This is a genomic window from Clostridium thailandense, assembly GCF_019207025.1.
Lineage (GTDB): Bacteria > Bacillota > Clostridia > Clostridiales > Clostridiaceae > Clostridium_AM > Clostridium_AM thailandense.
Genome location: NZ_JAEEGC010000052.1, coordinates 16773 through 32055, shown reverse-complemented (window position 1 = coordinate 32055; position 15283 = coordinate 16773). Strand labels below are relative to the sequence as shown.

Here is a 15283-nt window from a genome sequence, read left to right as displayed (position 1 = left end):
AAGTGTCTGGCGTTGATATCTATATGAAATTGTTTTTTTTAAATATGTTTATAAAACAAAATCTCAAAAATGATACAAAGATTTGTCTCATCTTTGAGATTTTATATTGTTTTTTGCAAATTGATACGAAATTAGAATTCTACTTTTTCACCAGTGAAAGTACATTTAAATAATTCCTTCATTTCTTCATCTGTTATAGGTCTTGGATTTGACCCAGTACATGCATCTAGTACAGCATTATGAGCTATAAAGTCCAGATTCGAATTAAAGTCTTCTTCTGTTACTCCATATTCTTTAAGTGTTAAAGGAATATCCATCTTCTTATTCATATCTTGTATCATAGCTATCAATGAATCTATTAATTCATCTTCAGTGCTTCCAGCTAGTTCTAAAGTTTTAGCGATAGCAGCATATCTGTCTGAACAAGCTTTTTTGTTAAATTGAATTACATATGGTAAGAAAATCGCATTAGCACATCCGTGTGGAATATGGAATACTGCACCAGTTTTGTGTGCCATACTGTGAGTTATTCCTAGTAATGCATTTGAAAATGCCATTCCTGCTAAACATTGAGCTATGTGCATTTCGTCTCTAGCTTCTTTATCGCCTTCATAGGACTTTAATAAGCTTTCTTTTATCATAACGATTGCTTGCATTGCAAGAGGATCTGAGAAATATGATCTTAGGCCTGCAACATAAGCTTCTATTGCGTGAGTTAAAGCGTCCATACCAGTGTGAGCTGTTAGTTTTGCTGGCATTGTTTGAGCAAGAGCTGGATCGATTATAGCTATATCTGGTGTTAAGTTAAAATCAGCTAAAGGATATTTGATTTTAGCTTTATAGTCAGTTATTACTGAAAAAGCAGTAACTTCTGTAGCTGTTCCGCTTGTAGATGGTATAGCAACGAATCTAGCTTTTTGTCTTAGTTCTGGTATTCCAAATGGAATTACAGCTTTTTCAAAAGTGAACTCTGGGTATTCGTAGAATATCCACATAGCTTTAGCAGCATCTATTGGTGATCCTCCGCCTATTGATACTATCCAGTCTGGTTCAAATTCTCTCATTGTTTGTGCGCCTGCCATAACTGTTTCAACAGATGGATCTGGTTCTACACCTTCTATTAATTTTATTTCCATACCTGCTTCTTTTAAATATTCTTCAACTTTGTCAAGGAAGCCAAATCTTTTCATTGAGCCTCCACCAACTACGATTATAGCTTTTTTACCTTTTAATGTTTTTAGTGTTTCTAAAGAGTTTTCTCCAAAATAAATATCTCTTGGTAGTGTGAATCTTGACATGTTATATTCCTCCTAATAATTACGTTTTATTTTACATATATATATAATTAAGCAAAAGACATGCCAATAAAGAAAACACCACTTTTCATGTTTTTTAACAATTAAGTCTCAATATTGATACAAAAAACGTCTCAATTTGAGAAAAGAAGTTATATTTTTAACAAATTGAGAGGAATAAATTGTTAAAAATATTGAGCTTAAATTCTGTATTATATTTTGTTATTATTTATATCATTAAAATCTTATATCTATACCATATTTTTTAATTCTTCTGTATATAGTCGCTCTACTAATATTTAAAATGTTTGCAGCTTTTAAAATATCTCCGTTACATTTTTCTAGAGCAGCTGTAATATTTTCTTTTTCTAATTGTTCTATAGTTAAAATTTTATTTGTATTAGTCTTCTCTTGAGGATTAAATGATGTTTTGTCTTTAACAATATAATCATATAATAGATCTTCGGTTATGTTATTACTTTCACATAAATAATAGGAACGATCAACTACATTTCTTAATTCTCTTACGTTTCCAGGCCACTCATATCTTCTGATAATATCTAAATATTTATCAGTTAAATATTTAAAAGTATCAGGAGATTTTAGGTTTAATCTTTGAACAAAGTGATTTGCTAAAGTTTCAATGTCTATTGGTCTATCTTTTAAAGGTATAGTTTTTATATTCATTACATTTAGTCTATAATATAAATCTTCTCTAAAGTTTTTTTTGTGTATTTCTTCAACTAAATTTCTGTTAGTTGCAGCTATTACTCTTACATTTAAAGTTTTTTCATAGGTTCCGCCTAATCTGGTTATTTTATTATTATCTAAAACTCTTAAAAGCTTGGATTGCATATCGAGTGGCATTTCACCTATTTCATCTAAAAATATGGTTCCACCATTAGCTAATTCAAACTTACCAGGATGGCCATCCTTAGTTGCTCCGGTAAAAGCACCTTTTTCATAACCAAAAAGTTCACTCTCTATAAGTTCCTTTGGAAGGGAAGCACAATTAACTGCTACAAAGGGGCCGCCGCTTCTGTTACTGTAGTTATGAATTGACTGTGCGAAAAGCTCTTTTCCGGTTCCACTTGGGCCTTCTATTAATATGTTGCAACTAGTTAAAGCTGCTTTTTTTCCAAGTTCTATGGTTCTTTTCATAGATTCGTCCTTAGTTATAATGTCTTCAAATCTATAAGAGGCTGTAAAGCCTGCCATAGTATTTACGATTTTATGCACAGATCCTTCATCTTTAAAGGTTATTACTGTTCCATTTAGTTCACCGCTGATAACTAAAGGAAAGGCGTTCATACTGCATTTTAACCTTCTGTTTTTAATATAGAAATTGCAATCCATATTATAGTAGCTTTTTTCCGTGTTCAGTTTATTTTCAATTATATCCATATTTTTTAAAACTGAATTTATATTCAAAGCCAGTATGTCAGAAATAGGGATTTGAAGTATTTTAGCAGCAGCATTATTAGCCCTGGCTATTTTAAAGTTTTTATCTAAAATTAACATGCCATCTGACATAGAATCAAAAATTACATTTAATAGTTTATTAGAATTTATAAGAGCAAATTGTTTTTCTATAGAATAAGCTCCTGAAACAACTATGCCTGTAGTATGAGAACTTGCCTTTGAATAGCTTCCGGACATATTTATGCAGCCGATAATTTCACCAGCATCATTATGAATAGGCGCAGCAGAACAAGTTAAACAATGATTATTTACATTATAGTGCTCTGCACCTATCATTTGAAGAGGACTATCTAAATACAAGGACGTTCCTATAGCATTTGAACCTATAGATTCTTCACTCCATAATGCACCTAATACAAGATTTAATTCTTTAGATTTTGGCCATTCGGAATCCCCTATAATTTTTATTATGCAGCCTTCTTTATCTGTAAGTACTATTACAAATCCAGAGCCTTCTACTATGTTATATAATCTTTCCATAATAGGCTCTGCTACAGCTATTAATTCTTTATTTTGCTTTAATTTTACATATAATTCTTCTTTTGAGATTTTCATAATAGAATCTGTTAAAGGATCTACGTCTATATTTTTACATCTTATCCATGATTCCTTAATATCTTTCATAAGGTTATCATTTATTTTATTATTATTTATAAAACTATACCAATATTGCTTTATATTTTGAATATCTTTTTCCACAAAATCACCTCGAAAATCTAGTAGGAAAGTTTTTACATAAACTTTAATATTTTATACAATGAAGATATATAGAATTCCTATTTATCTATTATGTAGTATTTCTAAGTAATTTTCAATAAGTTAAGACTACCTTAAAGTTAACTTTATTGTTATAATCTAATCAAATAGCCAATTAGAAAATATTATAGAGGGAGGTAGGCTTTATGAATAAAAACTTAATGGAACTTCAAAGTATACTTAGAGATAGTAATATATTAATAAGCTTTTCAGGATGGTTCTCACAAGGAATAATTGAAGAATTAGGAGATGCTATCAAGAAACATATGCAGGCGGAAAAAAGTACTAAAAGTAATATAGGTAAGGTTTTTGGAATATTTATTGAACAAACTCAAAATATAAGAAACTATACTGTAAAGAAAGAAAACTCATGCAACTATGAAAGCATTGCTAACTCTGGAATTGTAACAATAGGCAAAATAGGCACAGAATATTTTATATGCTCAGGCAATCTTGTTGAGGAAGAAGATGTGTTGAAGCTTAAAGAAAAGTTAGAATTATTAAAAAACCTAAACAATGATGGATTGAAGAAGCTTTATAAGGATGAAATAAGAAAAGAGCCTCAAGAAGGAAGTGTGAGTGCTGGAATAGGGCTTATTGATATAGCACGTAAATCCAGTAAGCCCATAGAGTATTCTTTGAAGCCAATTGATGATAAATTTTATTTTTTTCAACTAAGTGTTGTAGTATAAGGAGGGTAATATAATGGATAGATTACTTATTGAAGAAACAAAAGCAACACCTTATATTGATTTTAATCCAGATGGAAACTCTCTGAAGATCAAAGGACAATCATATCCAGAGAATGCCTTCAAGTTTTATGAACCTGTTTTGAAATGGATAGATGAATATATTGAAGAGGCAAAGGGTGAAATTACCATAGAAATAAACTTTGAAATGCCCTATATAAATTCTAGTAGTTCTAAATGCATTCTAATGCTTTTAGACAAGCTTGAAAATGCTTTTCAAGAAGGAAAGGATATAGTGATTAATTGGTATTATGATGAAGAAAATGAAAGCAGCCTAGAGTGTGCAGAGGAATTTAAAGAGGATATTTCATTACCATTTAACATAATAAAATCATAGGGGGCAATAAAATGCTTGGTTTTAATAAGAAATTAAGCGAAAAAAATGTAGAGTATGATAAAACTATTATAGATAATAGTACAATTAATGTAATAGTATTAGCCAGCTTAACTATTGTTGTATCTGTATTTCTAATGGGAGGGATAGGCTACTATATAGCTAAATCTGCAGTTGTGCAAAAGCTTAAGTCTAAAGATTTAATATATATAGCCCAGTCCATAACTTCAAAGATAGATGCGCGAATTAGTAGAGCAAAAGAAACATCAATTATTTTATCAAGAGATCCTGTTATCATAAAGTGGCTAGAAGGTAGAGAAAAAGATGAAAATTTAGGAAAGTACTCAAAACAGAAAATAATGGATTTGGCTAAAGAGTATGATTATAGCAATTCTTTTATAGTTAGTTCTTTAACTAATAATTATTATACAGAGAGTGGACAGCTTGCTGATACCTTATCGCGTAATAATTCTTATGATCTTTGGTTTTTTAAAACAATAGAGTCTAAAAAAGATGTAAATATAGTAATTGATTATAATAAGGAACGTAAAGATACTTTTGTTTTTATAAATGTGCTTATTGGTGATATCAATAAACCTCTTGGTGTAACTGGAATTGGGTTAAGCTTAAAAGACATTTCTGAAGAATTTAAAAGTTATAAATTTGGACAGCATAGTAATTTATGGCTTGTAGACAGTAAAGGTAATATATATTTATCAGATAATATAGATCAAATTGGAAAAAATGTATCAGAGTTTACTACTAATTTTGCAACTAAGGAAATAGTGGACAGTAATATTTTAAAGCAGGACATATTTGAGTATAAAAATTCAAAAGGGGAAATAGAGGATGTTATATGTGAACCGATAAAATCTACAGAGTGGAAGCTTGTGTTTCAAATGCCAAGAGCTGAGAGTATATCTGTATTAGATTCTGTAAAGATTAACACAATAACTGCTTGTATTATAACTCTTGTACTTATTATATTTATATTTTTTTTAATATCAAGAAAAATTGCAGATCCTTATAAAAGAGCTCTAGTTTTAACTAGACAGTTAGAAGAAAAAGTTAATGAGAGAACCAGAGAATTAAAGGAAAAAAATACGAAAATTATGGATAGTATTCAATATGCTAAATTTATTCAAAAATCTATACTTCCTCCTTTGGAAGAGCTTGATTCTGTTTTAACAGGTCATTTTATAATTTGGAAACCTAAAGACATTGTAGGTGGAGATTTCTATTTTTTTAAAAGACTTAGCCACGGTTATATTTTAGCTATTGGAGATTGCACTGGACATGGAGTACCGGGAGCACTTATGACAATGACAGCTAATTCTGTATTAAGTAATATTGTCGAAAGCATTTGTAATAATGATCCTGCAAGAATTCTTAAGGAAATGAATTTGCGCCTTAAGCAGGCTCTGCATGGAAGAGATGTTGAAAATTCAATCGATGATGGTTTAGATGCAGGGGTTATATATGTTTCAAATGAAAGAAATTTGATTTATGCGGGTGCTAAAATATCTCTTTATAAAAAAAATAATGAGGGACTTGAATGTTTTAAAGGCGATAGAAAAGGTGTAGGTTATAAAAATACAAGTAATGATTATGAATTTACTAATTATAAAATTGATTTAAAAGATGACGAAACATTTTATATAACAACAGATGGATATACAGATCAAGGTGGAGGAGAGAAAAGTTTGCCTTTTGGCAAAAAAAGATTAAAAGAAGTAATATTAAAATATTCAGAAAAACCTTTAGATGAACAATTAGATTTGTTTCAACAGGAACTTCAACTTTATATGAAAGATGAGGAACAAAGAGATGATATAACTGTTGTGGCCTTTAAAGCTTAGTTTTAAATTAACTTTAAGAAAGGAGTTGAGGATGTGGCTGTTTACGAAGCACGAAATGATCTATTTGGAGATGAATTGAATATTCTCGAGGAAGTCATGGATGATTTGGAAAATGAACGGTACTTTGAAAATGAACTTTTTAATAAGTATAAAAGCTTAGCTGAGAATTATAAAAAACTTCTAAAGCTTACTCGTAAATCAATTAAAATTAGTGATTCTCAGTGGAAAGAGTTAAAGAGAAGAGAATATGAAATTAGAAATCTACTTGATAATTTTAATCAAGGATTTCTTACTTTTGGAAAGGATTTGCTGGTAAATAAAGAATACAGTTCTGAATGTATTAGGTTATTTGAAGATAAAATTTCAAACAAGAATATTATTGAACTTTTATGTAATGAAAATAAAGAACAAAAAGAACTGTTTAGTTCCGTTTTAAAGGAGTTTTTTAATGAGAAGGATATATGTTCTGAATTAGAATGTCTGAAGAAGCTTCCAAACATGTTGAAGATTAAAGGTAAGTATATTAACGTTAGTTATAAAGCTATTAATATTGAAGAATCGAGTGAAGATAGTAGTATAATGTTAATTCTTACAGATATTACAGAAAAAAAAAGAACGGAAGATCAGATTTTATATCTTAGTTATCATGATAAACTTACCACCCTTTTTAATAGAACGTATATTGATAATATAATACCTCAACTGCAGAGTGAATCTAGTATGCCATTAAGTGTTATAATGGCTGATATGAATGGATTAAAACTCACTAATGATGTATTTGGTCATGAAAATGGAGATAAATTGTTGGTGAATGCAGCAAAAGCTTTTATGAAATCCTGCAGGAAAACTGATATAGTTGCTAGATGGGGTGGTGATGAGTTCTTAATTATTTTGCCTAATACAGACGATGAACGATCTAAAGAAATTTGTAAAAAGATAAAAATAATATGTACAACTTTTGAGCCTAATCCTATTAAATTAAGTATTTCTCTTGGGAGTGCTACAATGGAAAGTCCAACAACCAGTTTATCGGAACTTTTTAATATAGCTGAAAATGAAATGTATAGAAATAAACTTGTAGAAAGCAAAGATGTCAGAAGAAAAATTATATTAGGCCTTGAAAAAACTCTTTATGAAAAATGTTTTGAGGATTATGGTCATAACGAGAGAGTTAAAGATATGGCCTTAAATTTTGCAAAGTTATTAAATATTAAAAATGATTCCAGAGAAATTTTAAATTTGAGTCTTTTTGCATCTTTACACGATATTGGAAAGGTATCTATACCTAAGGAAATACTGGGTAAAAAGATTTCCTTAACTCAAGCTGAGCTGGATATTGTAAAAAGATATACAGAGATAGGATTTAGAATGGCACAGTCTATAGAAGAACCTGTTCTTGCTCAATGTATTTTATGCCTTAGGGAAAGATGGGATGGAAAAGGATATCCTTATGGTTTAAAAGCTAAAAATATACCTCTTAATTCAAGAATAGTATCTATTCTTGAATCCTATGACATTATGACACATAATAGACCATATAAGGATGCTATATGTAAAGAAGAAGCTTTAGAAGAACTAAAGAGATGCAGTGGTGAGCAGTTTGACCCTGATTTAGTAAAAATATTCGTGGAAAATTACCAAAGTTTTTTATAGAATGATGAGATATAGACACTCACAGCCGTGGGTGTCTATATCTGTTTACAATTTGGCAATAACTTTGTTTATAATAGTATATGTATAGAAAAAGGGGGATGGAAATGGGTAAGACTATACTTGTTATTGAAGATGAGGAAGATATACGGGATATACTATCCTATTATATAAAAAAGGAAGGCTTCAGCGTAAAGGAAGCTGAAAATGGTAAAGGTGGCATTGATATAATTAAGAAAGAAGAGATAGACCTTATAATTTTAGATTTAATGCTGCCAGATATAAGTGGTTATGATGTTTGTAAAGAGATATCTAAAGATTATAGAATTCCTATTATTATGCTTACAGCTAAAAATGATATAGTGGATAAGATACTTGGACTTGAATTAGGGGCAGATGATTATGTTACTAAGCCTTTTGATGTAAGGGAGATTATTGCTAGAATAAAAGTGTGCCTTAGAAGAATAGAGAGTTTAACAGAAGAAAAAAGTGAAGAAGTTATACAGCTTTCTAATAACATAAGAATTTATGAAAAAAGAATGGAAGTTTTTAAAGGGGATGAGCTTATAAAGTTTAAACCTAAGGAATATGAACTTCTTATAACTTTAGCTAAAAACACAAAGATTGTTCTATCTAGAGATAAGCTTCTTCAAAAGGTTTGGGGATATGATTTTGAAGGTGACAGCAGAACGGTGGATGTACATATTCAGAGGATTAGAAAAAAGTTAGATTCAAACGATGGACAATCTGTAATAGAGACTGTATTTGGGGTAGGCTATAAAATGCTGTAAGCTAGGAGAAAGGAAAAATGAGATATTCAATAAGATATAAGTTTGCAATAGGTTTGTTTTTTATTTTTTGTGTAAGTTTTAATGTTATGACTTTTGTTATGAATAAAATAGTTGTGGAAAATAACAAAAAGATTATAAGTGATGAACTTTTAAACTCTCAAAGAGATTTGAATATATATTTTAGGCAGTTTCTATTGATAAACAAGATAGAATTTAATGAAAAAGATTTTGAAAAGCAGGCAGAAAAGATAGCTGGTGGAATAGCTGAAAAGATTAATAATAGAGTAATTTTGTATAAAAATGATGGTAATTTACTTTTTGACACTGATTATAGCGATGGATATATATATTCTAGTGAAAATGAGCCTTTAAAGGATAACCATGAAGATTTAAAACTTTCTACTAGAGATAAGTCATCATACAAAATAGTAAAACTAGATAAAAGGTATGTGGTTATTTTTTCTCAGCCTCTATATACAGATAATAAAGTATTTGGGATTTTAAGATATGTTAAAGACTATACTGAATTATTTGAAGCAGGAAACAGCTTATTAATGAAACTAAAAGTATTTATGTTCTCTGTATTTTTAATGATATTTGTTTTTGCTATACTTCTTGCAACTCAAATTACTATCCCAATTATAAAATTAGGCAAACTTACAAAGGAAATAAGCAGCGGTAATTTTGATATTAATTTAAAAGTAAAATCCAGAGATGAAGTAGGACAACTGGGAAAAAGCTTTAGTAAAATGAAGGATAAAATAAAAGAGCAAATATGGACGATTGAAAAGGACAGAGATGATTTAATAAAGCTTGAAGGGCACAAAAAAGCTTTCTTTGATAATGTAACCCACGAAATGAAAACACCTTTGACCATAATATCAGGCTATTCACAAATGATCTTAGATGAAGTGAGTGAAGATGAAGAAATTTTAATAAAGGCTGCATCAAAAATAAAAAGGGAATCAGAGCACTTGCATAGTATGGTAACAGATCTTTTAGACATGTCTAAAATAGAAACCAGAGTAGATATTGATTTTTCGGAGAAACTTGATATGAAAGAGGTTATAGAAGCAGTTTGTGATGATATGATCGTTAAGGCTAAAAGATATGAAATTAGCATTGAAAAAAACCTTCAGGATAATATTATTATCTTTGCAAGTAAGGATGAAATACGTAGAATGCTTATAAATGTAATAGATAATTCAATAAAATACGGCAAGGTGAAATCTCTAATAAGGCTGACAGCTTATAGAGAAAATTCTAATTGTATACTAATTGTAGAAGATCAAGGTAAAGGGATAGCTGAAGAAAACTTAAATAGAATATTTGAGCCCTTCTATAGAGTAGATAAAGCCTACTCTAAGGAAAGAGGAGGGAGTGGCCTTGGGCTTGCTATAGTTAAATCCATATTAGATAAATATAAAGGCAAAATAAATATACAAAGTAAAGTAAATGAAGGTACAAAAGTTTGTATAAAAATCCCACTATTTTTACAACTTGGCAACAACTTGGATAATTAATGGAGATAATTGAGCTTTATTATTTCATCATAAACTAAAAATGGAGGGAATAAATAATGAATGAAAAGAACAAATTTTTAGTACTAAAAATTTCAATTCCACTAGTTATTATAGGAGGATGTATTGGTATTAATAGGTTTTTTAATGCAAAGGCAGAGGGGTTTTCAAAAAGTCCTGTAGTTGTATGTGAGGATAGTTCATCGCTATCTCAAACTGACAATAAACCTTTAGAAATAGTGAGCAAAAAATCTTACGGTAATGTGGTTGGAGTGTCAGAAAACCTTGGATTTATAGGAGAGGATGAAGCTATAGTTGGAATTGGACTTGGAAGTGATGAATTTCATAAAAAGTATGTAAAGGAAATTACTAAAGTAAGTGATGAGGAATTTAAAGCACAAAATGATATTTATGGAAGCCTGTATAAGTTGAAACTTTCTACTTTAGAAAAAAAACCGTTGAATATAGAAACAAAGAATAAACTTTCAGATATACTACCTAGTGTTTGTAAATTAAACTATGCTAAAGGTAATAGTCTATATATATATGACTTAAAAAATGATTCAAGCTCTGCAGCTTATAGAACAATCAAAGACAAAGCCGTGGGGTCGGAGGAAACAGCAAACTGGTCTCAGGATGGAAATTGTTTGATCAGCTATACCGATAACGGAGACTTAAGAGTGTATAATATTAAGAAAAATTCCACAAAGGAGGTCAAAGTAAAAAGAGAGGATTTGTCGATTAGTATAATTCCAAGCTTCTATAGTGAGGATGGAGAGAATATTTATTTTATAGGAGTGAGATATCAAAGACAGGGATTATTTAAAGTAAATAGCAGCAGCGGGAAAATAGATGTGGTATTTGTGCTACCCTATCGTGATACACAAGGAAACGACAATAGCACTTATAGTGATATTTTTTCGGGAAAATACGATCTATTAGAAGGTGGAAAAAAAGTTCTTTTCAAGGGTATGTTAGAAGGAAAAGATGGGTCTTATATATATGATACTGATAGTAAGAAGTTCTATAATGTTGTTTCACATACCGTTAAATCAAAGGAAGGTCCATATGGTTCACCAATGTGGATTTCGCCAGATAAGACAAAGGTAGTGTATATAAATTTAGTCCTTGAGAATAAGAAAGAACAGTGGAATTTGTATGCTGCTAAAATTAATGGGAATAGCTTTACAAGTAGAATATGCCTGGCTAGTAATATTGATCTAGCTGGATCTTTTGATGATTGTATTCAATGGAGCAGTGATAGTAAGAAGATATTGTTTTTTAATGGAAAAAAATCGTTAGATAAAAATAGATTTGTACTACGAGATAATAATGAAGTTAATGTTATTACTTTTAAATAAATTAAAAACCTCGAAGGAATTCGGGGTTTTTAATTTATAATCAATATTCTATAATTATAGATGAGAAGGAACACGAATTGTTTCAGAGACAGTGTCTATTATAACTCAAATATGGTCCATAATCTTAGAAACTATATAAGTAGAAGTTAAGCTGTTAACAGTAAATACTTTTAAAATATTTAATAAGGGAGGTGGAACATGAAGCATGCAACTGTAATAAATATTCAAAAATATTCTGTTCATGATGGTCCGGGCATACGAACTACAGTATTTTTTAAAGGATGTCCCTTAAAATGCTGGTGGTGCCACAATCCGGAAAGTCAGAACCCTGGGCATGAAATTATGTTTTTTGAAGAAAGATGTACAAATTGTGGGGTCTGTATAAAGAGGTGTCCACAAAAAGCTGTTGAAGTTCAGGAGAAATATCCAAAGACGGATGAGAGTAAATGCACCTTGTGTGGAAAATGTACAGATTTTTGCCCTAATAGTGCTAAGGAATATGTAGGAAAAGATATAACAGCACAAGAGCTTATGAAGGAAATTATAAAGGATGAGGTATTTTATGATGAATCTGGTGGAGGTGTTACCTTTTCAGGTGGAGAACCACTAGTTCATATAGATTTTTTAAATGAAATACTAAAACTTTGTAGGGAGAGAGGAATACATACAACACTAGATACTAGTGGTTTTGTGAAGTGGGAAAAGCTAGAGGAAATAGCAGATAAAATAGACTTATTTTTGTATGATATAAAACTTATGAATAACGAAAGGCATCTTAAATATACAGGGGTAGAAAATGTTAATATATTAAGAAATCTGAAAAAACTTTCAGATAAGGGATGTAATATTTATATAAGAATGCCTATAATATCAGGTATTAATGATGATGATGAGAATATAAATGAAGCTATAAAGTTTGTATCCAGTCTAAATATACTGCAGGTGAACTTGCTGCCTTATCATAAAATGGGGATGGATAAATACAGAAGATTAAAAATGCAATACAACTTAACTGGAATGGAAAAACCATCTAATGAGAGAATGGAAGAAATAAAAGGTAAATTTAAGAATTCTGGAATTAAAATTGAGATAGGGGGCTAATTAATTATGATTACTGAAAGGGTAAAAAAATTAAGGGAGCAAAGTGTAAATGCAGTTCCACGTATTTCTATGGAAAGAGCTTTAATTGAAGATGAAGTTTATAAAAAATATGAAGGAACAGTATCAGTTCCTGTATTAAGAGCATTAGTCTTAAAAGAATTAATGTCTAAGAAAAAGTTGTGTATTAATGATGGGGAGCTAATAGTTGGAGAAAGAGGAGAAGAACCTGCAGCAACACCTACCTATCCAGAACTGTGCTGTCATACTCTTGAAGACTTTGACATAATGGATAGGCGCGAAAGAATATTTTTTAAGGTTAGTGGAAGCGATAAAAAACTTCAAGAAGAAATTATAATCCCATATTGGGAAAAGAGATCAATGAGGCATAAAATTTTAGAAAAAATGACTAACGAATGGAAGGAATGTTATGCAGCAGGAATATTTACAGAATTTATGGAACAGAGAGGTCCGGGACATACAAGTGGAGATGATAAGATATTTAAAAAAGGTTTTTTAGATTTTAAAAAAGATATTGAAAAAGCTATCGAAAATCTCGATTTCTTTGAAGATGACGAGGCGCTTGACAAGAAGAATCAACTGGAAGCTATGAGTATAGCTTGTGATGCAGTAATGATTTTAAGCAAACGCTACTCGGTATATGCTAAGGAATTAGCGGCAAAGGAAGAGGATTCAGATAGAAAAGCAGAACTTCTTGAAATAGCTGATATATGTAGTTACATTCCAGCAAATGCTCCAAGAAATTTTAGAGAAGCGCTTCAGTCTTATTGGTTCGTTCATTTATGTGTTATTTCTGAATTAAATCCATGGGATGCCTATAATCCTGGAAGATTAGATCAACATTTATATCCTTTTTATAAAAAAGAAATAGAAGAAGGAAGCCTTACAAGAGAAATGGCTGAAGAAATGTTGCAGTGCTTCTGGGTTAAGTTTAATAATCAGCCAGCACCACCTAAGGTTGGTGTAACCTTAAAGGAAAGTGGAACCTATACAGATTTTGCAAACATAAATGTGGGTGGATTAAAAATAGACGGTTCAAATGGAGTTAACGAAGTAAGCTACCTTTTGCTTGATGTAATAGATGAAATGCAGTTATTACAGCCAAGCTCTAATGTACAAATAAGTAAAAAAAGTCCACAAAAGTTTGTGAAAAGAGCCTGTGAAATATCAAGAAAAGGCTGGGGACAACCATCTATGTTTAATGCAGATTCAGTCGTACAGGAATTAGTAAGGGCAGGAAAATCCATAGAAGATGCTAGATGTGGTGGAACTAGCGGATGCGTTGAGACTGGTGCTTTTGGTAAGGAAGCATATATTCTAACAGGGTATTTCAACTTGCCCAAAATATTAGAGATAACGCTAAATAATGGTATTGACATAATGACAGGTAAAAAGATAGGTATAGAGACAGGAAATCCAGTGGAATTTAAAAGCTACGACGAACTGTTTGAAGCTTATAAAAAACAGCTTAAACACTTTGTAGATATAAAGATAAAGGGAAATAGAGTAATTGAAAGATTATATGCAACTAATATGCCGGTACCATTTCTTTCAGTGGTGACCAATGATTGTATTTCTAAAGGAAAGGATTATAATGGAGGTGGAGCCAGATATAATACTAGTTATATTCAAGGTGTTGGTATAGGAACAATTACTGATAGTTTAAGTGCTATAAAATATCAAGTTTTTGATAAAAATAATATAACAATAGAAGAACTTTTGCAGGCGTTAAAGAATAACTTTGAAGGTAATGAGGATATATTAAACTTAGTTAAGAACAAAACGCCTAAGTATGGCAACGACGATGATTATGCAGATTCTATAATGAGAGAAATATTTGATGCCTACTATAATGAGGTTAATGGAAGAAAGAATGGTAGAGAAGGAGTTTATAGAATAGATATGCTTCCAACTACCTGTCATGTTTATTTTGGTGCTGTTATGGGAGCAAGTGCAAATGGAAGAAAAGCTCATCTTCCAGTTTCAGAAGGTATTTCACCAGAGAAAGGTGCAGATTTAAATGGTCCAACAGCAGTAGTTAAATCAGCAGCTAAAATGGATCATTTGAGAACAGGTGGAACATTATTAAATCAAAAATTTACACCTTCAGTTGTTCAAGGAGAGAAAGGCCTGAATAACATGGCAAGTTTAGTAAGAGCATATTTTACAATGGATGGCCATCATATTCAGTTTAATGTTGTAGATAAAAAGGTTCTTTTAGAAGCACAAAAAAATCCGGATGAGTATAAGGATTTAATAGTCCGTGTTGCTGGATACAGTGATTACTTTAATAATCTTGATAAAGTATTACAGGATGAAATAATAGAAAGAACAGAGCAGTCCTTTGGAGAGACTGGTTGTTGTTAG

General features: G+C 30.7%; 11 protein-coding genes. 9 read left to right on the top strand and 2 right to left on the bottom strand.

The genetic code is table 11. The features are described from left to right. Window positions 1-131: 131 nt before the first annotated feature. Both I6U48_RS12085 and I6U48_RS12080 read right to left on the bottom strand, forming a co-directional pair. Window positions 132-1298 carry an iron-containing alcohol dehydrogenase gene (locus I6U48_RS12085; RefSeq protein ID WP_218320719.1) on the bottom strand — a complete coding sequence of 389 codons (1167 nt, stop codon included), beginning with the start codon at window positions 1296-1298 and terminating at the stop codon, window positions 132-134. A gap of 234 nt (window positions 1299-1532) precedes the next feature. Further along, entirely contained in the window at window positions 1533-3476 is a 1944-nt protein-coding gene (locus I6U48_RS12080; protein ID WP_312890988.1) for a sigma-54-dependent Fis family transcriptional regulator, read from the bottom strand. A 203-nt stretch (window positions 3477-3679) separates the two neighbouring features. On the opposite strand from I6U48_RS12080, the gene I6U48_RS12075 reads away from it, so the two are divergent. The 9 genes from I6U48_RS12075 (at window position 3680) to hypD (ending at window position 15283) form a co-directional block, all read left to right on the top strand. Beyond that, window positions 3680-4225 carry a SiaB family protein kinase gene (locus I6U48_RS12075; protein WP_218320718.1) on the top strand — a complete coding sequence of 182 codons (546 nt, stop codon included), beginning with the start codon at window positions 3680-3682 and terminating at the stop codon, window positions 4223-4225. Window positions 4226-4238: 13 nt separating this feature from the next. Beyond that, window positions 4239-4619 carry a DUF1987 domain-containing protein gene (locus I6U48_RS12070; protein ID WP_218320717.1) on the top strand — a complete coding sequence of 127 codons (381 nt, stop codon included), beginning with the start codon at window positions 4239-4241 and terminating at the stop codon, window positions 4617-4619. Window positions 4620-4630: 11 nt separating this feature from the next. Further along, complete coding sequence (locus I6U48_RS12065; protein WP_218320716.1) at window positions 4631-6475, top strand: SpoIIE family protein phosphatase; 1845 nt, start codon at window positions 4631-4633, stop codon at window positions 6473-6475. A 33-nt stretch (window positions 6476-6508) separates the two neighbouring features. After that, a complete protein-coding gene (locus tag I6U48_RS12060) occupies window positions 6509-8128 on the top strand; it encodes a sensor domain-containing diguanylate cyclase/phosphohydrolase (RefSeq protein WP_312890987.1) in 1620 nt (539 codons plus the stop codon). Between the two features lie 104 nt (window positions 8129-8232). Then, complete coding sequence (locus tag I6U48_RS12055; protein WP_218320715.1) at window positions 8233-8916, top strand: response regulator transcription factor; 684 nt, start codon at window positions 8233-8235, stop codon at window positions 8914-8916. Between the two features lie 17 nt (window positions 8917-8933). Further along, a complete protein-coding gene (locus I6U48_RS12050; protein WP_218320714.1) occupies window positions 8934-10439 on the top strand; it encodes a sensor histidine kinase in 1506 nt (501 codons plus the stop codon). A 56-nt stretch (window positions 10440-10495) separates the two neighbouring features. Then, a complete protein-coding gene (locus I6U48_RS12045) occupies window positions 10496-11797 on the top strand; it encodes a TolB family protein (protein WP_218320713.1) in 1302 nt (433 codons plus the stop codon). A gap of 198 nt (window positions 11798-11995) precedes the next feature. Next, window positions 11996-12898, top strand: a complete 903-nt coding sequence (locus I6U48_RS12040) for a trans-4-hydroxy-L-proline dehydratase activase (RefSeq protein ID WP_218320712.1) — start codon at window positions 11996-11998, stop codon at window positions 12896-12898. A gap of 6 nt (window positions 12899-12904) precedes the next feature. After that, the gene (hypD, locus tag I6U48_RS12035) at window positions 12905-15283 is read left to right on the top strand and encodes a trans-4-hydroxy-L-proline dehydratase (protein ID WP_218320711.1); all 2379 of its coding nucleotides are present in this window, start codon (window positions 12905-12907) and stop codon (window positions 15281-15283) included.

Excerpts from the sequence above, each read along its gene's own strand:
- I6U48_RS12085 (WP_218320719.1), bottom strand. The coding sequence starts at position 1,298 with ATGTCAAGATTCACACTACCAAGAGATATTTATTTTGGAGAAAACTCT.
- I6U48_RS12075 (WP_218320718.1), top strand. The coding sequence starts at position 3,680 with ATGAATAAAAACTTAATGGAACTTCAAAGTATACTTAGAGATAGTAAT.
- I6U48_RS12070 (WP_218320717.1), top strand. The coding sequence starts at position 4,239 with ATGGATAGATTACTTATTGAAGAAACAAAAGCAACACCTTATATTGAT.
- I6U48_RS12065 (WP_218320716.1), top strand. The coding sequence starts at position 4,631 with ATGCTTGGTTTTAATAAGAAATTAAGCGAAAAAAATGTAGAGTATGAT.
- I6U48_RS12055 (WP_218320715.1), top strand. The coding sequence starts at position 8,233 with ATGGGTAAGACTATACTTGTTATTGAAGATGAGGAAGATATACGGGAT.
- I6U48_RS12050 (WP_218320714.1), top strand. The coding sequence starts at position 8,934 with ATGAGATATTCAATAAGATATAAGTTTGCAATAGGTTTGTTTTTTATT.
- I6U48_RS12045 (WP_218320713.1), top strand. The coding sequence starts at position 10,496 with ATGAATGAAAAGAACAAATTTTTAGTACTAAAAATTTCAATTCCACTA.
- I6U48_RS12040 (WP_218320712.1), top strand. The coding sequence starts at position 11,996 with ATGAAGCATGCAACTGTAATAAATATTCAAAAATATTCTGTTCATGAT.
- hypD (WP_218320711.1), top strand. The coding sequence starts at position 12,905 with ATGATTACTGAAAGGGTAAAAAAATTAAGGGAGCAAAGTGTAAATGCA.